The 20351-nt window shown below is 64.2% G+C and carries 16 protein-coding genes and 2 riboswitches; of the genes, 13 read left to right on the top strand and 3 right to left on the bottom strand.

All coding sequences use genetic code 11. From position 1 onward, the window contains the following. Positions 1–5 precede the first annotated feature (5 nt). Positions 6–4970, bottom strand: a complete 4965-nt coding sequence (locus ACFQQD_RS13315; RefSeq protein WP_378090259.1) for a DEAD/DEAH box helicase — start codon at positions 4968–4970, stop codon at positions 6–8. Between the two features lie 169 nt (positions 4971–5139). Between ACFQQD_RS13315 and ACFQQD_RS13310 the strand changes: the two genes are divergently transcribed. Continuing rightward, positions 5140–5805: a hypothetical protein gene (locus ACFQQD_RS13310; protein ID WP_378090257.1), complete on the top strand. Its 666-nt coding sequence runs from the start codon at positions 5140–5142 to the stop codon at positions 5803–5805. Between the two features lie 533 nt (positions 5806–6338). Then, positions 6339–7100 (top strand): Ltp family lipoprotein, encoded by a 762-nt coding sequence (locus ACFQQD_RS13305; RefSeq protein WP_378090255.1) that lies wholly within the window; start codon positions 6339–6341, stop codon positions 7098–7100. A gap of 150 nt (positions 7101–7250) precedes the next feature. Here ACFQQD_RS13305 and ACFQQD_RS13300 read toward each other — a convergent pair whose 3' ends face one another. Then, positions 7251–8138 carry a transporter substrate-binding domain-containing protein gene (locus ACFQQD_RS13300; RefSeq protein ID WP_378090253.1) on the bottom strand — a complete coding sequence of 296 codons (888 nt, stop codon included), beginning with the start codon at positions 8136–8138 and terminating at the stop codon, positions 7251–7253. 166 nt (positions 8139–8304) lie between these two features. Here ACFQQD_RS13300 and dctP point away from each other — a divergent pair, with 166 nt between their 5' ends. From dctP to ACFQQD_RS13265, 7 genes are all read left to right on the top strand, one after another. Further along, positions 8305–9441, top strand: coding sequence for a TRAP transporter substrate-binding protein DctP (gene dctP, locus ACFQQD_RS13295; protein WP_378090251.1), 1137 nt, complete (start codon positions 8305–8307; stop codon positions 9439–9441). A gap of 68 nt (positions 9442–9509) precedes the next feature. Further along, positions 9510–10121, top strand: a complete 612-nt coding sequence (locus ACFQQD_RS13290; RefSeq protein WP_378090249.1) for a TRAP transporter small permease — start codon at positions 9510–9512, stop codon at positions 10119–10121. Further along, positions 10118–11590, top strand: coding sequence for a TRAP transporter large permease (locus ACFQQD_RS13285; RefSeq protein ID WP_378090247.1), 1473 nt, complete (start codon positions 10118–10120; stop codon positions 11588–11590). The genes ACFQQD_RS13290 and ACFQQD_RS13285 overlap by 4 nt, the downstream gene beginning before the upstream one ends. 35 nt (positions 11591–11625) lie before the next feature. Beyond that, positions 11626–11720: riboswitch (TPP riboswitch) on the top strand. Next, a complete protein-coding gene (thiM, locus tag ACFQQD_RS13280; RefSeq protein ID WP_378090245.1) occupies positions 11714–12571 on the top strand; it encodes a hydroxyethylthiazole kinase in 858 nt (285 codons plus the stop codon). (Overlaps the previous riboswitch by 7 nt.) Then, the gene (thiE, locus tag ACFQQD_RS13275) at positions 12568–13266 is read left to right on the top strand and encodes a thiamine phosphate synthase (RefSeq protein WP_378090243.1); all 699 of its coding nucleotides are present in this window, start codon (positions 12568–12570) and stop codon (positions 13264–13266) included. Before thiM ends, thiE begins: the two co-directional genes overlap by 4 nt. A 93-nt stretch (positions 13267–13359) precedes the next feature. Continuing rightward, positions 13360–13950, top strand: coding sequence for a hypothetical protein (locus ACFQQD_RS13270; RefSeq protein WP_378090241.1), 591 nt, complete (start codon positions 13360–13362; stop codon positions 13948–13950). Between the two features lie 203 nt (positions 13951–14153). After that, positions 14154–14248, top strand: a riboswitch (TPP riboswitch). Further along, entirely contained in the window at positions 14242–15801 is a 1560-nt protein-coding gene (locus tag ACFQQD_RS13265; RefSeq protein WP_378090239.1) for a bifunctional hydroxymethylpyrimidine kinase/phosphomethylpyrimidine kinase, read from the top strand. (Overlaps the previous riboswitch by 7 nt.) Positions 15802–15839: 38 nt before the next feature. On the opposite strand, the gene ACFQQD_RS13260 is transcribed toward ACFQQD_RS13265, so the two are convergent. Next, positions 15840–16595, bottom strand: coding sequence for an IclR family transcriptional regulator (locus ACFQQD_RS13260; protein WP_378090237.1), 756 nt, complete (start codon positions 16593–16595; stop codon positions 15840–15842). 160 nt (positions 16596–16755) lie between these two features. On the opposite strand from ACFQQD_RS13260, the gene ACFQQD_RS13255 reads away from it, so the two are divergent. Genes ACFQQD_RS13255 through ACFQQD_RS13240 form a run of 4 tightly spaced genes read left to right on the top strand, consistent with a single transcriptional unit; the run spans position 16756 to position 20341 of the window. Then, a complete protein-coding gene (locus ACFQQD_RS13255) occupies positions 16756–17829 on the top strand; it encodes a mandelate racemase/muconate lactonizing enzyme family protein (protein ID WP_378090235.1) in 1074 nt (357 codons plus the stop codon). Next, positions 17826–18809 carry a malate dehydrogenase gene (locus ACFQQD_RS13250; protein ID WP_378090233.1) on the top strand — a complete coding sequence of 328 codons (984 nt, stop codon included), beginning with the start codon at positions 17826–17828 and terminating at the stop codon, positions 18807–18809. Before ACFQQD_RS13255 ends, ACFQQD_RS13250 begins: the two co-directional genes overlap by 4 nt. Before the next feature lie 39 nt (positions 18810–18848). After that, positions 18849–19814: a tripartite tricarboxylate transporter substrate-binding protein gene (locus ACFQQD_RS13245; RefSeq protein WP_378090231.1), complete on the top strand. Its 966-nt coding sequence runs from the start codon at positions 18849–18851 to the stop codon at positions 19812–19814. A 5-nt stretch (positions 19815–19819) separates the two neighbouring features. After that, the gene (locus ACFQQD_RS13240; RefSeq protein ID WP_378090229.1) at positions 19820–20341 is read left to right on the top strand and encodes a tripartite tricarboxylate transporter TctB family protein; all 522 of its coding nucleotides are present in this window, start codon (positions 19820–19822) and stop codon (positions 20339–20341) included. The last annotated feature ends 10 nt before the right edge of the window (positions 20342–20351 follow it).

Here is a 20351-nt window from a genome sequence, read left to right as displayed (position 1 = left end):
ATTTCTCATTCGTGGCCCAAGGCCAAGGCAGGCAAGCTATTCACAATCTCGATCGTCTCAAGGCTCAACGCCACCACTCGACCAACCAGGTCGATGATGTACCTCGGCTGTTCGTGTTCACGAGACCAGTCGTTGGGATCGTTAACTATGCCGGACGCTTTGTCTCTCTTGACCTGGTACCGCTCCAGGATCCAGTCCAGCGCCGAGCGCGAGCCGAGCGTGTATTGCTGCGCCTCCTCTGGGATGCCTTCGAGGTCGACGTAAGCGTTGTATCGAATCCTCGTCTTATCCCAGGCCCCGGACTTCCCTCCGTACTTCATCTTCTTCACGGCGAATCGCTCGTACTCATCTTCCGGGGCCACCGGTGAGACCACCTCGGTCAGAGGGTGCGGCTGAACTTTTTCATAGCCGATGTGCAGGGCGGACAGCTTCCGACCGGCCTCGGCGAAGGCCTCGAAGCGGTCACGGCCGGGAACCTGGGGAATGCGCGGCAGCGACTTCTTCAGGTCAGCGGCATACCGTTCCCGGTATTCAGTCGAATGCAGCAGCCCATAGACGTAGTAGAAGATGTCGTCCTTACTCACTTGCGACCCGTAGGCAGCGCGGTACTCCCCCAGCGCCCAGTCGGTAATGTTGTCCACTCTCGTGAAACCCGACACTGTCACGCCAGACTCTGCCAATAGGTCGCCCTGGGCTTCGATTCCCTGGACGGAGGCGTCGACGTAGGAGTATCGAGCGAAGTACTGACCACCACTGCCCGCTCCTGTGACGTGCAGATCGGGAATCACATCAGTCATAAGAACGCTGAACGGAACTGCCGATCCGCTACCGACATTGTAGAAACCAACGTTCTCAAATTCTGAGTCCGGGAAGATTTCGTTGAGCCGGTAGACCATGTCGTTGGCCTGGCGATCGAAGTAGACATGCTGGCGGTTGAATGGTCGGTAGGCACCACTGCGGAATCCACCGTCCCTCACGGAATAGTGGTTCCCTCGCTTGAGTTGGACGCGGTCGGCTCGGTTCCAGCTGAACTGCGTCGGGTCGGTGCTGACGAAGCCATCGACACTGGCCCCTTGCCCCTGAGACGCGTACCGGTCGACTTCGGCGTTGTAGAAGTTCAGCATCTGGTCCACATTGGCCCGGAGTTTAGGCTCCGAAGAGTTATAGACCCAGGCATCACGGGCGGTCGCCAAGCCGCGCGAATGAAGCTCGAAGATCGCCTCCTTGGCACCTTTCTCGGCGATGAACGGGTACTGCTCGTAGTGGGGGTCACGTTGGTTAATCCAGTCGCCCTCGGCGTTGGGGGTGATGTTGTCCCAGTCCAGGGTGCCCACGTTGGATTCACCGACGAGCTGTAGCTTCTCGTCGCGGTTGAGATAGTCGCCGATGTCTTTGTAGTGCAGTCGCCCCTGCTTCACCGGGCCGGGACGCTTGACTAGCAGCAGGATGGCGACCGTGGCTCGGGAGCCGGCATCGAAGATTTTGCCGCCTTCCCGTCGACTCTGCTCGCCGGCGGTGCGCTGGTTGCCGCGGAGGTTGTAGACGTAGATGTCGTGGAATTCGTCGGCCAAGGTAAGGCGAAGTCCGTCGGTGGTGTTCCCGTCGATGTACCCGCCGTTGGAGACATAGCAGACCACTCCGCCCTGTTCCGAGGTGAGGATCCGATTGGAGGCCCAGCGGATGGCGCGGATGTATGAGTCGTAGAGGGAGTTCTTGTTCGTCGCGGTAGACCGATCCGCGTAGGTGGAGCGAATGGACTCGTCCAGCGTCGGGTACTTGAGGTTCGCGTTGTTGTCATTGCCGGAGGTCTGGCCCACCGAGTAGGGCGGGTTGCCGATGATGACACGGATGTCGAGTTGGTTCTGGGCCACAACGCGGTCGTTGTTCGAGATGAAGACGTGGTCGTCGAGGGTGTCTCCGTCCTCGGTCATCTGGAACGTGTCAGTCAGCACGATCCCGTCGAAGGGCACGTAGCCGACTCCGTCGGCCGAGCCGACCGGCTCGGCGGCCGCCTCTGGAACCGCCGCGTCGTGCGGCGAGGCGACCGGGCCGGCGTCGCGCGCCGGGGTGTTGGGGTTCTGCTGTTCGAGTTGCAGGCCGTGGAAGGTGGCCTCGATGTTCAGGGCCGCGATGTAGTAGGCCATCAGCAGGATCTCGTTGGCGTGCAGCTCCTGGGTGTACTTACGCAGCAGGTCCTCGGGGCGGATGCGCCCGGACTGCAGCAGCCGCACGATGAAGGTCCCGGTGCCGGTGAAGGGGTCGAGCACGTGTACGCCCTCGTCGGTAACTCCAACGCCGAAGTCCTTTTGCAGCACGTCGTCCACGGCGCGGATGATGAAGTCCACGACCTCCAGCGGCGTGTAGACGATCCCCAAAGACTCTGCGGTGCGGGGGAAAGCGAGCTTGAAGAACCGCTCATAGAGCTCGGTGATGATCTTTTGCTTACCCTCGGCGCTAGTAACACCCTCCGCCCGGATTCGCACGCCGCGGTAAAAATCTTCGAGGGAGTCGACCTCAGACTCCAGGTGGTAGGACTCCAACACTTCGACCATGGACTCCATCACCTGGGAGACCGGATTGTGTGCCGTGAAGTCATAGTCCTGGAATAGGGCGTCGAAGATCGGCTTGGTAATCAGGTGCTGGGACAGCATCTCGATCGCGCCGTCCTCGGTGATCGATTCATTCAGATTTCCGCGCAGCCCGGTTAGGAATCCGGCGAACTCCTCCCGCGGTCGGGAGTCCTCGCCGTTCAGGATGCCGCGGATCCGGCTGATGTGCCGGTCGGCGATGTCCTTGACGCTCGCCGCCCAATCCTCCCAATAGCGGCGATCCCCCACCTTGCGGACCATCCTTGCGTAGATCGCGTCTTTCCAATCCGCAGCGTTGGCCAGATGGAGCAGTGCGTCGGCGCGGCCACGGTGGGAGGCGTCCTCGCCTTCGGCGGGCGCGCCGCCGTCGTCGGGATTGAAGGGGTCATTGACCGTGATGACGTCCAGCCGATCCGTGGACGCACCCAAGTCGATCTTGTTGACCATCGCCTCAAAACGGTCATCATGGGCACGAAGGGCCTGCAACACATCCCAGACCACCTTGTATCGGGCGTTGTCGTTCAGCGCGGTCTCCGGGTCTTGGTCCGCGGGTACCGCGATCGGCAGAATGATGTACCCGTATTCCTTACCCTCGGCTTTGCGCATCACTCGTCCCACGGACTGGACTACGTCTACCTGAGAGTTGCGGGGATTCAGGAACAAGACCGAATCCAAAGTGGGAACGTCGACGCCCTCGGACAGGCATTTCGCGTTGGACAGGATCCGCACCGTGTTGCCGTCTGTGGTCTCTTTCAGCCAGTCGAGCTTGGACGTGCGTTCCAGCATGGAGTGGGTTCCGTCAACGTGTTCGGCCTCCATCTTCAGGCCGGGCTTCTCGTCGTCGGACCGGTTGGCCAGCAGCTGCCGCCCGATTGTCTCGAATTGTTCTGCCAGACGCTTGGACTCCTTGATGTTGCGTGCGAAGGCCACCGCACGGCTCATCGGCTTCGTGTCCTGAATGTCCAGCCTCTGCCCATCGATGCTGCGTTTGGACAACCCGTTCCAGCAGCCCACGATCCTGGCTGCGTCATCCAACTTCAGACCTGAGTCCTCGGCAAACAACGATTGGAATGAGGACGAAACGGCGTCTTCATTGACAGCCAAAACGAGCACCTTGTAGTCGGTCAGGTGCCCTTGTTCGACGGCCTTGCCGAACCCGAGACGGTGGAACTCTGGTCCATAGGTTTCCTCGTCGTCCATGGAGTAGACCGTGACGTCGTCCTGCGCGGCTTTCGCCTTGGCCTCCTGAACGTAGAGACGAGGAGTGGCCGTCATGTAGAGGCGCTTAGCCGCTTTGACCTTGGAAGGATCGTGGACCGCCGTGAAGGCCGAGCCGTCCTGTCCCGGTTCGGTGATGCCAGTGGTCCGGTGAGCTTCGTCGCTGATGACCAGGTCGAATTCTGCTAGGCCGAGCTGCTGAGCCTGAGTGATGACGTCGATGGACTGGTAGGTGGAGAACACCACTGTGACGGCGTCCTGCCCGGTACTGATCTTGGACTGTTTTGCTAGCTTCACCGGGTCTGTGGTGGCCGGAAAGCCGATCTCCACTGCCGAGACGTCTTCGCTGAGGTTCTTGCCGACCGAGGCATCCGAACAGACCGCGAAGGCCCGGATTATCGTCTCGGACTGCGCCGTCCATTCGTTGAGTGTCTGCTGAAGCAGGGCAATGGACGGAACAAGAAAGAGCACAGAGCCCCCAATGGGAACCATTTCCTCCACCAGTTTCAGAGAAGTGAAGGTCTTTCCTGTGCCACAAGCCATGATGAGGCGACCCCGATCGTGGCCTCGGAAACCGTCGGTGACGTCTTGAATAGCCTGACGCTGGTACTTCCGGAGCTCCTTCTTGGGACTCTGAACCAACTGCTCGGGATTCTCGAAGGTGAAACGTGACCAGTCGACCGTCGAGTCGGTGAGCTCATTGATGCCCAGCGTGACAACCGGTTTTGATTGGTCTCTCAGAGCATCGACAGCATGTTTAGACCACTCAATCGAAGTATTGACGACCATGCCTTGGGCAAAGTCGACCTTGCCCAACTGAGTGAAGAAGGAGTCGATCTGTCCCTTCTGGAGTTTCTTCTCCGGCGGATAGAACTTAGCTTGGATGCCGATCAATTCACCGGTGTATCGATCCTTGGCCACAATGTCGACGCCAGTATCGGCCTTGCCATTCCGGCCCGGCCACTCGTTCCACAACCACACGTCTGAGAACTGGTCCGCGTACTTCGGCTCGACCTCAAGGAAGCGCTTGGCCAGTCGCTCAAACCGACGGCCCTGTTCCTGTTCACTGAGTCCCGAATAGACCAATTGATCCAGCAACTCCGCAAACGTAACTGGATGACGTTCTTGGGCTGCGGGGACGATGGTGTCCGGTGAAGCTGTCATGATGTCTATTGTGGCGGATAGTTGGCCCTTGGCTTCACCGCCAGAGGTGCCGTCTCCGGTAGGCACCTCGAACCTATGGGACATGGCCTTATCTTGTCGCTCACATTGGTTGGATTGAGTTCGACTTCATCACCGTCTCGCGTCATCACCAGTCCCAAAGGGGTTTCTCATGTACTCAACTCGTCGCGCCAAAATGATGGCGATGGCTATCAGCTCGGTTGCTCTGCTTACCGCATGCTCCGGAGGTCAGTCACAGCAACCAACACCGACCAATTTCACCGTCGAACCGGCTAGCACCGACGCATCGGCGACCCCCACATCGAGTCCTTCGCCCACTCGGAACGAGAACGACCGCGGAGACCTCATCAAGGAGGTGGGCGAAGTCGCAGGAATGGCAAACCCAGAAGATCCGGAAGCCCCAAACATCGTCCAGTTCAAGGTGACCGACATCAAACCAGGCGCCTGCACGAATGAGTATGCGGACGGCCCGGCCACAGGAAATCACTTCCTCCAAGTCGACCTCGAAGTGGAAACTAAGAAGGAAATGCGTGAAGGGTTTGAACAGATAGGAGCTTCGCCTGCCAGCTTGCTATTCCAGACTGATTGGCATGGATTCGACAGCAATGGGACGACCATGAACTCCATCGACTCAGGGGCAACGCAAATGTGCCTCGATGAGAGCGAGCAAATCCCTTATGAGATCGGACCTGCAGAGAAGGCATTGGGTAGCGTGATCCTAGAGGTCAGCGATACCAAGGGGGAGATCGCGCATCGCCCATGGTTCATGGGTGGAGGCGGATGGACCTGGGAATACGACATCTCGAAAAGCCTGTAATCCAAGCACCAGGCAAATGTTCGGAGACTGTGACTGACGAACGACCTCTCGACCGATACACCTCGTGATCGTTTGAAAAGACGAGCCGGTTTCTAGCTTCGCGCGCCCAACCCGCCATAAATTACCTCTCCAGGTGAAGCGCAGTCGCAGTCCGAGGTGGCACTTCAGAAGCGCGGCGATTTTCAGGTGACGGGATTCAGTACTTAATGCACGCTGTCGTTCTCGCCCGGATTTTCGGGGTCTTCGAACCGCAGGCTTGGCCTCGCGAATTAATCCTGAGGCGTCGAGTATTTGAACTGCGGCAGTGCCGGGTGCCCGAAAAGTTCGACTAGACCTGCGGTCGTCGTTCCACGCAGCCTTATCGTGTCCGCCCCCACCCTTAGCTTCTGGACCACGACCGATCCCGCCGAGACGCGGGTCATTCCCATCGGTCTCTGTTCCGGCAGCATCCGGAAAACGGCGCCGTGGGCACCTCCGCGGCACCGCTTCACCGTCTATCGCTTCCCATAGCGATTCTCATGAAGGACCTTGCCATGACCAAGAACCAGTCATCACTCCCCCACAACCCTCAGCACTACGGCGGCAGATCCCCGTCGGACCACAAGGCCGCGGCCAAGGCTGCCCGTCCCTGGTACAAGAAGAAGCGCGCCACCATCCCGGCCGGCGTCGTGGTGCTGTTCGTCATTGTCGGCATCGCCACTGGTGGCGGGGAGACCCCGGAGACCGAAGCTGCCACGCCCTCTCAGAGCACAACTTCTCCTGCAACCGCGGAGACCAGCCCGGCTGCCGAGGCGTCCGCCAGTGCCGAGGCCGAGGAGGAAGCAGAGGAATCCGCTCGCGCAGAGGCCGACGCGCAGGCGTCGAAGCAGGCGGAGGCTTCCGAGAAGGCTGAGGCAGAAGCCCAGGCATCACAAGAAGCCGAGGCCGCCGAGAAGGCCGAAGCCGAGGCCAAGGCGTCGGAAGAGGCCCGTGCAGCAGAAGAGAAAAAGGCTGCAGAAGAAGCCGGGACTCCGAGCCAGCAGAACGCGCTGCGGGCCGCGGCCAACTACCTGAGCTTCACTGCCTTCTCACGCTCCGGCCTGATCGAACAGCTGGAGTTCGAGGACTACTCGGCTGCCGACGCCACCTGGGCGGTTGACCGCGTCGAGGTCGATTGGAATGAACAGGCTGCCAAGTCCGCCGCGAACTACCTCGACTTCACGGCGTTCTCGCGCCAGGGCCTCGTCGATCAGCTGGTTTTCGAGGGCTTTACGCCGGAGCAAGCTGAGTATGGCGTGAGCCAGACGGGTCTGTAAGACACCCATACACAGGACCCCGGTCGTCGGACTGCATAGAGTTCAACGACCGGGGTCTTGCACTGTCCATCCCAGGGAAGCCCATCCCAGCGAGCCCTCGCGGACTCAGCAGGCCCAGCCAGCTCAGCCAGCCCAGCCAGCCCAGCAGGATCAGTCCTCCAGAGCCAATTCCACATCGCCGATCCAGGGCTTGGCGATCTCGTCATAAGTGCCATCGTTCATGGCGATGTCCAGCCACTGGTTCACGTAGTGCTTGAAGACCACGTCGCCCTGCGGGAGCATGTAGCCCTTCTGGAAGTAGTCGAACGGCTCATCCGGATTCACCGCGCAGAGTTCCTCGTACTCGTGGTCGATGTAGAGCACCTCGGAGCGATCGGTGGTCATCACATCGGCGCGGCCGGCCACGATCTCATCGAAGATCGTCAGGTTGTCATGAGTCTGCAGGTCACCATCGGGGTAGTGCTCCCGGGCGAACTTCTCGTTGGTGCCGCCCTTCGGGAAGATCGACGTAACATCCGGTTGGTTGATGTCCTCGACCGTCTGGTACTTCTCCACGTCCTCGCAGCGGGCGATCGGCGTCTTGCCGTCCTCCAGCGTCGAGACGGTGAAGAACACCTGCTCGGCCCGCTCGGGGTTCATCGAGATACCCCCGACGGCGATGTCGCACTTCGCCAGGTAGTCCTCCATCAGCGTCTCCCAGCTGGTCTTCACCCACTCGACCTCCACCCCGAGCGTCTCGGCAAGGTCTCGGGCCATGTCCACGTCGATGCCGGTGAACTCGCCGGACCCCTCCTCCTGCTCTGTGAACGGCGGGTAGTCACCGGTGGTGCAGACCGCCAGGGACCCGGACTCCTTGATGGCGTCCAACCGCGAGTCACCGACGGCGGCCTCGTTCGCCGCGTCAGCGGACGATTCCTGCCCCGCTTCGGGTTCGGTCGCGGTCCCACGGAACTGGTCCGCGCAACCGGTCAATAGCGCAAGGGCAGCCAGGCCTCCCAGTGCGGTGACTCGGCGGGAGTGGGTCTTCGTGCGGCTCATGTAGTCCTTCGGCGTCGAGGTGAACAATGAACAGGACAGTGATCCAGTTCATACTAGGGAATATAAGTCTGTGGCCCACGTTACCTGTGGTGATATAGATCACTTGTCATCTACAATCATGGCTGTCATCAACGATCCACGGGATCCCGTCTCAAGGAGCACCGTCATGCAGACTCATCGCACCCAAAGCACCACTCGTAACCGCCGACTCCTGGCGTCGCTCGCCGGCCTCGCCTCCACCGGACTACTGCTGACGGCCTGTGCCGGCGGCGACGGAGGTTCCGGCGGCGGTGAGGGAGAAGAATCGGTCACCCTAACCGTCGCCTCCTGGGCCAACCCGGACAGCGTGGACGAGGCCGTCATGGAATATTGGACGCAGGAGATCGAGGACCGCTCAGAGGGACGGTTGAGCTTCGACATCTCCTACGCCGGCTCCCTCTGCAGCGCCGACGAGATCCCCGAGTGCGTGCGGGACGGTCGCGCCGACGTCGGCCAGACGATCGCCGACTATGCCCCGCAGCTGTTCCCGCAAACCACTGTGGTCAGCATTCCCTTCCTCACGCAGAACAACCAGGCGATGACTCAGGCCGTCTGGGAGCTGAGCACGGAGCACGAGGGAGCCGCCAGCCTCTGGGAGAGTAACGGCTTCAAGCTGGTCGGACACAACCCAGCCGGACGCCTGCTGTTGGGGAGTAAGGAACCCATCGAGTCGGTGGACGGTATCGCCGGCAAGCGCTGGCGCATGGCCGGACCTTACACCCAGATGGCCATCGAGGCAGCCGGCGGCAGCAATGTCGCCCTGACGGCCCCTGAGACCTACGAGGGCGTGGAGCGCGGCGTCGCCGACGCGGCCGGCTTCCCCATGGACGGGTTGGTGTCCTTCCAGCTCAAAGACATCCTGCCCAACTGGACGGACCCGGGACTCGGCCAGTACACCAGTACCGGCCTGTGGATGAACCTTGATACCTACGAGTCCCTGCCGGATGACCTCAAGCAGATCGTGGACGAAGTCAACACGGAGTACAACGAGGGCGGCGTCGCCACCGTCTTCGAGGAGATCACCCTGGAGCAGTGCGACCCGGTCCTCGAGACCATCGGTCAGATCGAGGAGTGGGACGAAGCCGAGTCGGAGCGCTGGGAGGAGGCCCTGGGCACCCAGCCGGAGGAGAAGTGGATCTCCGACGCCGAGGATGCCGGTCTCGAGGACCCCGAAGGATACCTGGAGGCCTACAAGGAGAAGATGGCCTCCTTCGAAGGTGAGACCCCGAAGGACCCGTCCCTGGTCTGCTCCGACCGCTCCTGATTCCTTCACTCTCCCCTGAGGTGTGGGCGCCGACTACGGCGCCCACACCTGCTGGAGAAAGGTCCTCCATGAACTCCACACCCACGGCCGGCAGGCCGGGATTCCTGCGGCGAGCCGCCAGGGTGATTGCCGTCCCGCTCGGCGCCCTGGCCTCCCTGTCCACTCTGGCGATCATGGTCGCCATCGTCATCGACGTCGTCGTGCGCAACACCGGCGGTCGGTCCGTTCCCGGTCTGCTGGAAATGAGTGAGACCGCTCTGGTCGCCACTGTCTTCCTCGGGCTGGCCTACGCCGGGGTGACCAACGCGCACGTGGCCGTGGACCTGCTGACCGAGGCCCTGCCCCCACGGGTCTCGCGGATACTGATCGGCATTGCCTGGGTCATCGGCGTGCTGATCTCCGCCTGGTTCGTCCTCGCCACGTTCGAGCGGGCGGTGGAAAGCACCGAGTCCGGTGAACTGCGGCAGGGCCTAGTGGACTGGCCCTTGTGGCCGGCCCGTTGGCTCGTGGTCATCGGCCTGGTGGCCTTCCTAGTGGTGGCCCTCATCAACGTGGTGCTCCTGATCCGCGGCGAACCCCTACTCGGAGAGGACACCACCGAGACAACCGATGAGGTCGACGAGACCGTCCAGGTCGACCAGATCGACGAAAGCGCACCACTCGAGGAGAACCGGTCATGAGCAACGATGTCATCGTCCTGCTGGTGATCGTTCTGCTGATCATCCTGCTGGCATTCCGCACGCCCGTCTGGCTGTCCTTGGCCACCTCCGGCGCGGTCGGCCTCTTTTTGCTGCGCGACGAGGTGTTCGTGACGCGGACGCTGGCCTCCGCGCCGTTCGAGCAGACGTCCAACTTCTCCTTGACGATCATCCCCATGTTCATCCTCATGGGCGTCTTCGCAGTGAAGGCCCGGATCGCGGGGCAGGTGTTCGAGGTCGCGCGGCGGGTCTTCGTCCGCTTCCCGGGTGGCCTCGGGATCTCCACGGTCGCCGCATGTGCCGGCTTCGCCGCGGTCTCGGGCTCGAGCATCGGCACGGCGGCCACCATGTCCCGCTTGTCTATCGCCGAGATGCGCAAGGCGGGCTATCCGCCGAGCCTGGCGGGCGCCCTGGTGGCCATGGCCGGCACCTTGGGGGCCATGATCCCGCCGAGCGTGTTCCTGGTCCTCTACGCAATCCTCTCCGGAGAATCGATTGCCCAGATGCTCGCCGCCGGCATCGTACCCGGTGTGCTCTCCGCCCTGGCCTACATGGTCTACATCCAGTTCCGGACCCGCGGAATGCAGACCATCACGGCCGGCGCCCCAGCAAAGGTCCATGCCACGACGTCGTCCGGCGCCGGAAGCGGTACCGGAAGCGGTGCCGGCGCCGGAAGCGGTGCCGGCGCCGGAAGCGCCACCGGAAGCGCCGACGTCGGGACCTTGCCCGCCGAGCTCGAGGCGGCAGCAGCACAGCGGCACGCTCCCTCCCGCATTCCGTGGGGCGAACTCCCCTACCGCGGGCTGGTCCGGTTGGCCATCCTGTTCGCCATCATCATGGGCGGCATCTACTCGGGAATCTTCACCCCCACGGAGTCGGCCGCGATCGGTGCCCTCGCCGCCGCCCTGATGCTCGTCCTGGAGTTCCGCCGCGACGGGGCACGCACCATGGGCCGGCAGTTCGTCGAGGCTCTCAAGGAGACGGCTCAGACCACGTCGATGGTGTTCGCCATCATCGTCGGTTCGGCCGTGCTGTCCCTGTTCTTCGTGGTGGCCCGCGTCCCGCAGAACCTGAGTGACGCCCTCACCGGCACGGATCTTCCCGGGTGGGCGATCTTGGCAGGGCTGTTGCTGCTGCTGATCCCCATGGGCATGGCCCTGGAGTCCATCTCCATCCTGGTGATCACGGTCCCGCTGATCTACCCCGTGGCCACGGAGTTCGGCTTCGACGGGGTCTGGTTGGGCATCCTGATCGTCAAGCTGATCGAGATCGGCATGGTGACTCCCCCGGTCGGCATCAACGTGTTCGTGGTGGCCGGGACGTCCGGGCTGCGCTCCAGTGAGGTCTTCCGCGGCGTGTGGCCGTTCGTACTCATCGAGCTCGCCTTGGTGATCCTGCTGTTCGCGGTGCCGGACATCGTCCTGTGGCTGCCATCTCTAGCTGTGGAGTAGCGAGCCGAGGACGCTGCGCTACAGTAGCCACCACACCACGTGACACGGGGTGCCCCTCACCGGGGCTGAGAGAACACCCGTCGAACCTGATCTAGTTCGTACTAGCGAAGGGATGTCGCGCCTATGACGCGCACGCATTTTTCTGCACCCTCTGAACTGCTCGACCACGCCCGGGAACTGCTCCCCCGACTTCGGGACAGCCGGCCCCTGGTCCAATGCCTGACCAATCCCGTCACGGTCAACTTTGTGGCCAACGGCCTGCTCGCCCTCGGCGCCACTCCTGCCATGACGGACGTCCCCACGGAGGCTGGCCCCTTCGCCCGCGTCGCCTCCGCGGTGCTCATCAATCTCGGCACTCCGCACGCCGAACAGCGTGAGGCCATGGTGGAAGCAGCGGCCGCGGCCCACGACGCCGGCACTCCCTGGGTCCTGGACCCCGTCGCCGTGGGTGCCCTGCCGGTTCGGACCGCCCTGGCTCACCAGCTGTTGGACCACCGCCCCACCGTGATCCGCGGCAACGCCTCCGAGATCCGGGCTCTGGCCGGTGAGGGCGCGGGCGGCCGCGGCGTCGACTCCGCGGACAGCGCCGAAGAGGCCTTGCCGAGCGCGCTGCAGCTGGCGCACGGGACTGGTGCGGTCGTCGCCGTCTCGGGTGACGTGGACGTCGTCACCGATGGCGAGACGGTAGTCCGCATCGACAACGGGCATCCACTGCTCACCCGGGTCACCGGAGCCGGCTGCCTGCTGGGCGCCGCCGTCGCGGCTTTCGCCTCGACCGACCAACACCGGCTCTCCACCACCGTGACCGCATGCACGGTGTTCGCGGTGGCCGCCGAGTTGGCAGTCCAGCAGAGGGAGCGACCGGGCTCTTTCGCTGTCGCCTTCCTCGATGCGCTGGACGCCATCACCACCGAGGACCTCACCGAACGGGCCCGGATCACGATGGACACCGCCAGCGCTTCCTCGGGGAGGTCGGCATGAATGCGACTATCGGTGCGGATGACCCGATCCCGATCGATCTCTCCATCTACCTCGTCACCGATTCCGACCAGGCCAACGGCGCCGGGCGGACACTCGTCGACACCGTCGCGGCCGCCGTCGCCGGTGGGGTCACCACGGTGCAGTTGCGAGAGAAAAACACCCCGGCCCGCCAGCAGGTCGACCTGCTGCAGTCACTGTCCGAGGTGCTCCCGCAACACGTGACCTTGCTGGTCAATGACCGTGTGGACGTCTACCTCGCCGCCCGGAACCGCGGCGCCCGCGTCCACGGAGTGCACGTCGGTCAAGACGATCTGCCTGTTGAGGATGTGCGGCGGCTCATCGGCCCGGACGCGGTCCTCGGGCTCAGTGCCGCCACCCCGGAACAGATCACCGCCGCTGAGGCTAGCGACGCCCGCGTGGACTACCTCGGCATCGGCGCCCTGCGCACCACCGTGTCCAAGGCCGACGCGCCAGAACCCATCGGCGCAGAACGTATCGGGCGGCTCGCCGCCTCCACCCACCTGCCCGCCGTCGCGATCGGCGGCGTGGTCCCGGACGATCTGCCGGGCCTGCGCACCGCGGGCCTGGACGGAGCCGCCGTCGTGTCCTGGATCTGCGCGGCGCAGCACCCGCGGCACGCTGCCGCAGAGCTGGCCAGGGCTTGGGAAGAGTTGACACCACGCGATGTGAGCTAGGACCTTATCTCGTCCGTTTGGCTTGGCAGGATTGGCCGTAGTTGAGGGCGCGCTGGAATTTCTCGATATTCCCTCACGGTAAGGGGCGGTTCGATGACTAGCGATTCCGTGGGCTTTCCCAGGCCGTGGGTTCTGCCCACGTGGATTGCCGGCGCGTTCCTGATCGGAGTGGCGGCTGGACTCTTGACGCACTCTGCGTGGCCCATCTCGCTACATGCCCTGACCTCATGGGGCTATGCGTTCTCCACCAGCGCGGGGCTCGGCGGCATGGCGGCGCTCGGTGCAGCCGCCATCGCCTACCGAGGAGTCACTCGTTCAGCCGACACGTCGCGCGAGACGTCGTTGGAAGCCCAGTGGTGGGAAAACGCGCGATGGTCTGTGGACCGACTTCTGTCGGTTTCTGATCTGGCAGTGGAAGTCGACAACGCGTCGACCGAGGACGAGGTAAACGACGACGATTCCAACGTCAATCTGTTGCGTGACCAAGACGCGTATGCAGCCATCATCATGTTGGAGTACTTGGGTGAGAACGCGCCGAGCGAAAAAGCGAGATTGTTCGCCTTAGATGCCCTCGGTGTAGTGCTGGGAGTACCCTCTGGGGTAGACAATGAAGAAGGCGAATCTGCCGTTGACATCGCCGACACTCAACCGAACGGGACTGCACATGGCCAAGCAGACGTCTAAGGAAGCGCTCCAGGGCCGCTATCTGCGGAACAGGCGTGCTGCTGCCCATGCCTACATTGCGATCGCCAAGAAGCAGCAGCAACCGGTCCCAGAACGCGTGTTGAAGATCGCCGGTGAATCGTCTCGCGATCCGGACGGACAGGCTACCCGCGCGAGCCGATCGGCCTCGTAGACCGGCTTCCTGCGCTACAGTTCTGACCACACCACGTGACACGGGGTGCCCCGAAAAGGGGCTGAGAGAACACCCGTCGAACCTGATCTAGTTAGAACTAGCGAAGGGATGTCGCGCTTATGACGCGCACTTTTTCTGTTGAACGCTCCATTGCCCAACGAGACCCTGCAACCGCTATCCTCCGCGTGCTGAGTATCGCCGGGACCGACCCCTCCGGCGGGGCGGGGATCCAGGCGGACCTGAAGTCCATCGCCGCGTGTGGCGGCTACGGAATGGCCGTGGTCACCGCGATGACGGCCCAGAACACCCAAGGCGTGCGGAGCATCCACGTTCCGCCGGTCGGCTTCCTCACCGAGCAACTCGACTCGGTCAGCGATGACGTGGCCATCGATGCCGTGAAGATCGGGATGCTGGCCAGCCGAGAGATCATCCTGGCCGTCACCGACTGGCTGGATCGAGTGCGCCCACCCATCGTGGTGCTGGACCCGGTCATGGTCGCCACCAGCGGTGACCGGCTGCTGGACAAGGACGCCGAGGAGGCGGTCCGGGATCTGCTGGGCCGGGCCGACCTGGTCACTCCGAACATCCCCGAGCTGGGCGTGCTGCTCGGTGAAGAGCCGGCCACCACGTGGGAAGCGACCCTCGAGCAGGCGCAGCGGCTCTCGTCCCAGCACGGTGTGTTGGTGCTGGCCAAGGGCGGCCATCTGGAGGGCACCGAGTCCCGGGATGCACTGGTGGACAGCCGAGCCGGTACTGGTGCTGGCGCTACGGTCGAGTTCAGCGCAGCGCGGGTGCAGACGGACAACACCCACGGCACCGGCTGCTCATTCTCCTCCGCACTGGCCACCCTGCGCCCGCAGTACGACGACTGGGAGCTCGCCGCCCGGCAGGCCAAACAGTGGCTGACCGAGGCCATTGCCGCGGCAGACCAGCTCGACGTCGGCCAGGGCCACGGACCCATCCATCACTTCGCCGGACTCTGGGACCGTGGGCTCACCCCGGTGGCGACCGACGCGAAGACGATCGCCCGCCAGTGGTGGAACGAGATCGCGCAGGTGCGGGCCGCCGTCGACCGTTGCGCCTTTGTCCGTGGCCTGGCCGAGGGAACCCTGGACCGGGACACCTTCACCTGGTACCTGGGCCAGGACGCGCTGTACCTACTGGACTATTCGCGGGCACTCGCCGCGGCCAGCGCCCTGGCCCCCACACCGGCGGAGCAGGCCTTCTGGGCGCAGGGAGCCAACGGGGCGATCGTGGCCGAGCTCGAACTGCACGGCAGCTGGCTCGGTGAGGCGCTGACCGAGGCAGAACCCAGCCCGACGACGACGGCGTACGTCAACCACCTACTGGCCACGGCCGCACGTGGAGACTACGGGGTGCTGATCGCCGCGGTACTGCCGTGCTACTGGATCTACATGGACGTCGGCACCCGGCTGGTGGATCACGCCGTGCCGGAGAACCCCTTCGCCGACTGGTTACGGACCTACGGGGATCCGGCGTTCAACGCGGCGACGGAGGAGGCCATCCGGCTGGTCAGCTCGTACGCGGCGTCGGCCGACCCGAAGACCCGGGAGCGGATGTGGCGGGCGTTCGAGGTTTCCGCCGGCCACGAGCTCGAGTTCTTCGAGGCTCCGATGGAGCAACCCGACGCAGCAAGCAGTCCGGAAGTAAGGAAGTAAGGCAGGCGACTAGAGGACGGGGCCGACGCCCCCATCGATTACCGCTTCGGCCGTAGTCCCGCGGCGGCCAGGATGCGATCGCGCCCCTCTTCCACGAGCTCGCCGTAGTACTCGACTTTGTCCGGGTCGAAACGGTGCGTGGGGATGGCAATGGCAATCCCGTACTCGGCCGGTTTTGCCGGGCCGTCCAAGCGTAGGGCGACGCCGACGCCCGAGATTTCTGAGCGCCAACTGCCCCGGTTCACCGAGTATCCGCGAGCGCGCGTCTCCTCTAGCTCCGCGAAGAGCGCCTCCTCGTCCGGGTGCTGCTCTTCGGGCAACACGGCCCGCTGACGCTCCAAGTAGGACTCCACGTCGGCACGGTCCCACGTGGACAGCAGGGCGCGGCCAGAACCGGACAAGTGCATCGGCACGGTGGTCCCGATCGGGTCGAACACGCGGATGGATTTGGTGGACTCGACCCGGTCCACCACCACGATGTTGTCCCCCTGGTGATGCGTGACGTGAACGCTCTCGTCCGTCTTCTCGTTGAGCCATTGCTGCACGTCCCACGTGAGTTCCCGGATCTCCATGCCCGGTCCGGCATGGGCCAGCATCCAGATCCGCGGCGTCTGCACCCAGCGGCGCGGATTGGTCCGATCCCGCGTCAGCCAGCCGTTCTCCTGGAGCACCTCCAGCGCCCGCTGCACCGAGGACTTGGGCAGCTCCAGCTCCCGGGCGATCTCTGACACCCCCACCGGCTGATGAGTGACGACGCATTCGACCACCCGAAGCGCATTGGTCACGACCTGCATGCGAATCCCTCCTGACATGAACGCGCGGTCCCCGACTCCAGGATCGGGAATCTGACCGTACCTGTTGACACTGCCTGTGACGTACGACACCATCATTTGTGCCACCTCGAACACCATTGTTCCACGTCACGGAACATCTTGATGCCAAGAAATGAGCGGAATGAAGATTGAGAACATCGACACCTGGGTCCTCCGGGTGCCTTTCCTGCGGGCCACGGCCGATTTCGACGACGCCCACCACGAGCTGATCGGCGTCACGGTCCACTCTGAGGGACTGACCGGCATGGGCTACAGCTTCATCACCGACCACGCGGGCGGAACCTCCGTCAAAGCGCTGATCGATGACCTGCTGGCTCCGAGCATCCTAGGCCGGGACGCCTCCCAGCCCCAGCGGATCTGGGATTCGATGGAAGAGCTCACGCACCGCATGGGCACCGGCATCAACCGCTTCGCGATGGCCAGCATCGACATCGCCCTGTGGGACCTCAAGTCCAAGTCCCACGGCAACTCGCTGGCGGCCGAACTGGGTCAGCTCACCGACGACGTCCCCGTCTACGGTTCCGGCAAGGCCGGCGGCCGGCTCTCCGTGGATGAACTGGTGCGCCTGTCCGAGGAGTACGTTGAGTCGGGCTTCGACGCCGTCAAGATCCGCGTCGGCCGGGACCCGCAAGACGATCCGGCGCGCATCGCCGCCGTCCGCACGGCCCTCGGCGACGGCGTGCGCATCATGATCGACGCCAACGAGCGCCTCACCTATCCCACCGCGCTGTCCCTGGGCCGCCGGTTGGCCGAGTACGACATCTTCTGGTTCGAAGAGCCCGTGCTGTTCACCGACCGGCAGTCCCACGTGGAACTGGCCCACCACTTGCCGATGCCCGTGGTCGGCGGCGAGCACCACTGCAGTGCCGCCGAGTTCGTCGACTACGTCACCTCGCGCGCCTTCTCCATCGCCCAGCCCAACGTCTGCATGGTCGGCGGCATCACGGAGATGATCCGCATCATGAACCTCGCCGAATCCCACGGCGTCGGCTTCGCACCGCACCTGATGACCGACCTCAACGTCCACCTGGCCGCCGCCACCAACAGCACTGTGTACGTGGAGTACTTCCCCTTCCTCGAGCCGTACACCACCAACCGCCTCGAGATCTCCCACGGACGCGCCGCCGTGCCCACCACCCCCGGCCACGGCATCGAGTTCACCGAGGACGCCTTCGCGAGGTACCGGATCGCATGAGCCAGAACGTCTCCCAGATCAGCTCTCAGAACGCGTGGCCGGCACGGATCTCCATCATCGGAGCGGCCGGCATGGTCGGCTCCTCCGTGGCCGCCCAACTGGTCACCCAGGGCATCGGCCAGGAGCTCTACCTGCAGGACCGTCGGGACAATCTCGTGGAGGCTCACCGCATCGACCTCTCCGATGCTCAGGCCGTGCTCGGGATCGCCCGGCCACGGGTCCTGAGCGGTCCGCCACCGGAACCGGTGGATCTGGTGATCGTCGCCGCCTCCCTGCCGGAGACCCCGGACGGGGACCGCCGGGCGTTCCTGGCCAACAACGCGCAGCTGCTGGACTCACTGGCCGAGCAGATCCACCGCGAGGCCGGCGACCAGGGCGGTGGCCAAGCCGGCGACCAAGCTGTGGTGCTGTTGCTGACCAACCCCGTCGACATCCTGGCGGACTGGCTGGCCCGCACCCACGGCTTCGCCCCCGGCCGACTGATCGGCTACGCCCTGAACGACTCCGCTCGACTGCGCCGGGCCATCGCCCAGGAGCTTGGCACCGAGGTCACCTCGGTCGACGCCATGGTGCTGGGCGAACACGGCAAGGGCCAAGTCCCGATCTTTTCCACGGTCCGCGTCGACGGCGAGCCCGTCGAGTGGCCGGACGGGGCGATCGACCGCATCCGGGCCGACGTCGACGGTTGGTTCGAGCGGTGGTCCCAACTGAAGCCGGGACGCAGTTCTGGTTGGGCCACCGGAGCCGGCGTCATGCATCTGATCCGCTCGCTCGCCGCCGGTGAAGCGGTGGTGACCACCGCCTCGACCGCCGGCCTCGACGCCCTGCCCGAAACGTTCATGGCCGTGCCCACCCGCCTGAACACCGACCCGAACACTCCTCACGTCCGCGCAGAGCTGCCGGCCGTGACGGACGACGAACTCGCTCAGCTGCAGTCAGCCGGCGAGTCCATCCGGCGATCCTCCCTCGCCCTCGACTGACTCCCACGTCACCCCGCACCACTGTCGATAGGAAACATCATGAACCGCAAAGTCCTCACCTCAGTCTCCGCCCTCTCCGCCTCCGCCCTCCTGTTGACCGGGTGCGGCCAGAGCTCCGGCGGTGGAACCAACGACGACGGCACCTGGAGCCCCGAAGGCACCGTCGAGATCGCGGTCGGCGCCCAGCCCGGCGGCGGCAGCGACATCCTCGGGCGCGCCTTCGCCGAAGCCGTCGAAGAGCACACGGGCGACTCGACCGTCGTCGAGAACTACGACACCGTCGAGGGCGTCCTGATCGTCAAGGACGAACCCGGCAAGGGCGACATCGTCGGCGTCGGGAACTACTCCAACATGGTCGTGCGCCCCAACGAGCAGGACGTCGGCTACACCTGGAAGGACTACACCCAGTTGGCCTTGGTGGCCGAGGATGTCTCCTACGTGGTGGCCAAGTCCGGTGCGTTCGACTCCGCCGAACAGATGGTCGAGCAGGCCAAGGGCGAGGGACTGACGGTCGCCCAAGTCGGCTCGGGCGCGGCGGACAGCCTGTTGACCCGCCAACTCTCCGACTCCCTGGGCATGACGCTCGACCCGGTGGTCTACGAGGGCGGCGGTGATTCGATCCGCGGCGTGCTCTCCGGCGACGTCGATCTGGCCGTGCTCGAGGCCGCCGAGTTCCTGCCCCAGGTGGAGGCCGGCGAGCTCGAGGTGATGCTCAGCACCGGCGACGAACCGGCCGAGCACCCCGAGCTGGCCGATGTCCCGCTGGCCAGTGACCTCGGCGCCGACCAGCGGTTCTCCACCCAGTGGCGGATCATCTTCGGCGCTCCGGACCTGGACCAGGCGCAGAAGGACTACTGGCTGGACAACATCGAGGCCTGGACCGAGTCCCCCGCCTATGACCAGTACATCGAGGAGAACGCCCTCTCCCCCGAGTTCCTGACCGGCGATGAGTTGACCACCTTCATCGAGGAGAGCGAGCAGGACCTCCTCGAGAACATGGAATGAGCGCCATGACCACTGACAGAAGTGTTGAAGCAGAAGACGGGCAGCGCGAGCACGCCCCGCCCGTCCGTCCGAACTACGTGGGCGCCGGCTTCCTCGTCATCATGATCGCGGTGGGCATCGCCTACGTCAGCGTGGCCGTCTCCTACGGGCTCTCCGCGGACACCAATCCCCTCGGTCCCGGTGCCGCTCCGGCCGCCCTGGGCATCCTGCTCATCGTGGGCTGCCTCGTGCTGCTCGCTCAAGAGGTCCTGGCCTACCGGCGGGGTTCCGCGGAAGCGGCCCCAGGGATCCGGGAGGCCGTCAAGCCGATCACGATCCTGCTGATCCTGGTGGTCGGCCTCATGCTGGCCCCGATCCTCGGAATGCTGGTCGCGATGCCGCTGGCCGTCGTCGCGATCGCACTGCTCGTGGAGAAGCTCAAGATCGTGCCGGCGCTGATCATGGGGGCGGTCACCGCGCTCATGCTGTGGCTGGTCTTCCAGCAGCTGCTCTCCGTCCGATTCCCCAACAGCCTGATCGGACTCTGATATGGACCTG

It is taken from the genome of Citricoccus sp. GCM10030269 (assembly GCF_042665635.1).
Taxonomy (GTDB): domain Bacteria; phylum Actinomycetota; class Actinomycetes; order Actinomycetales; family Micrococcaceae; genus Citricoccus.
Note: the sequence above shows the minus strand (reverse complement) of the source record. Positions and strands in the feature narration are given on the sequence as shown.

What these genes read in the sequence shown, in the direction of transcription:
- ACFQQD_RS13315 (WP_378090259.1), bottom strand. Translation starts at nt 4,970, where the DNA reads ATGACAGCTTCACCGGACACCATCGTCCCCGCAGCCCAAGAACGTCAT.
- ACFQQD_RS13310 (WP_378090257.1), top strand. Translation starts at nt 5,140, where the DNA reads ATGTACTCAACTCGTCGCGCCAAAATGATGGCGATGGCTATCAGCTCG.
- ACFQQD_RS13305 (WP_378090255.1), top strand. Translation starts at nt 6,339, where the DNA reads ATGACCAAGAACCAGTCATCACTCCCCCACAACCCTCAGCACTACGGC.
- ACFQQD_RS13300 (WP_378090253.1), bottom strand. Translation starts at nt 8,138, where the DNA reads ATGAGCCGCACGAAGACCCACTCCCGCCGAGTCACCGCACTGGGAGGC.
- dctP (WP_378090251.1), top strand. Translation starts at nt 8,305, where the DNA reads ATGCAGACTCATCGCACCCAAAGCACCACTCGTAACCGCCGACTCCTG.
- ACFQQD_RS13290 (WP_378090249.1), top strand. Translation starts at nt 9,510, where the DNA reads ATGAACTCCACACCCACGGCCGGCAGGCCGGGATTCCTGCGGCGAGCC.
- ACFQQD_RS13285 (WP_378090247.1), top strand. Translation starts at nt 10,118, where the DNA reads ATGAGCAACGATGTCATCGTCCTGCTGGTGATCGTTCTGCTGATCATC.
- thiM (WP_378090245.1), top strand. Translation starts at nt 11,714, where the DNA reads ATGACGCGCACGCATTTTTCTGCACCCTCTGAACTGCTCGACCACGCC.
- thiE (WP_378090243.1), top strand. Translation starts at nt 12,568, where the DNA reads ATGAATGCGACTATCGGTGCGGATGACCCGATCCCGATCGATCTCTCC.
- ACFQQD_RS13270 (WP_378090241.1), top strand. Translation starts at nt 13,360, where the DNA reads ATGACTAGCGATTCCGTGGGCTTTCCCAGGCCGTGGGTTCTGCCCACG.
- ACFQQD_RS13265 (WP_378090239.1), top strand. Translation starts at nt 14,242, where the DNA reads ATGACGCGCACTTTTTCTGTTGAACGCTCCATTGCCCAACGAGACCCT.
- ACFQQD_RS13260 (WP_378090237.1), bottom strand. Translation starts at nt 16,595, where the DNA reads ATGCAGGTCGTGACCAATGCGCTTCGGGTGGTCGAATGCGTCGTCACT.
- ACFQQD_RS13255 (WP_378090235.1), top strand. Translation starts at nt 16,756, where the DNA reads ATGAAGATTGAGAACATCGACACCTGGGTCCTCCGGGTGCCTTTCCTG.
- ACFQQD_RS13250 (WP_378090233.1), top strand. Translation starts at nt 17,826, where the DNA reads ATGAGCCAGAACGTCTCCCAGATCAGCTCTCAGAACGCGTGGCCGGCA.
- ACFQQD_RS13245 (WP_378090231.1), top strand. Translation starts at nt 18,849, where the DNA reads ATGAACCGCAAAGTCCTCACCTCAGTCTCCGCCCTCTCCGCCTCCGCC.
- ACFQQD_RS13240 (WP_378090229.1), top strand. Translation starts at nt 19,820, where the DNA reads ATGACCACTGACAGAAGTGTTGAAGCAGAAGACGGGCAGCGCGAGCAC.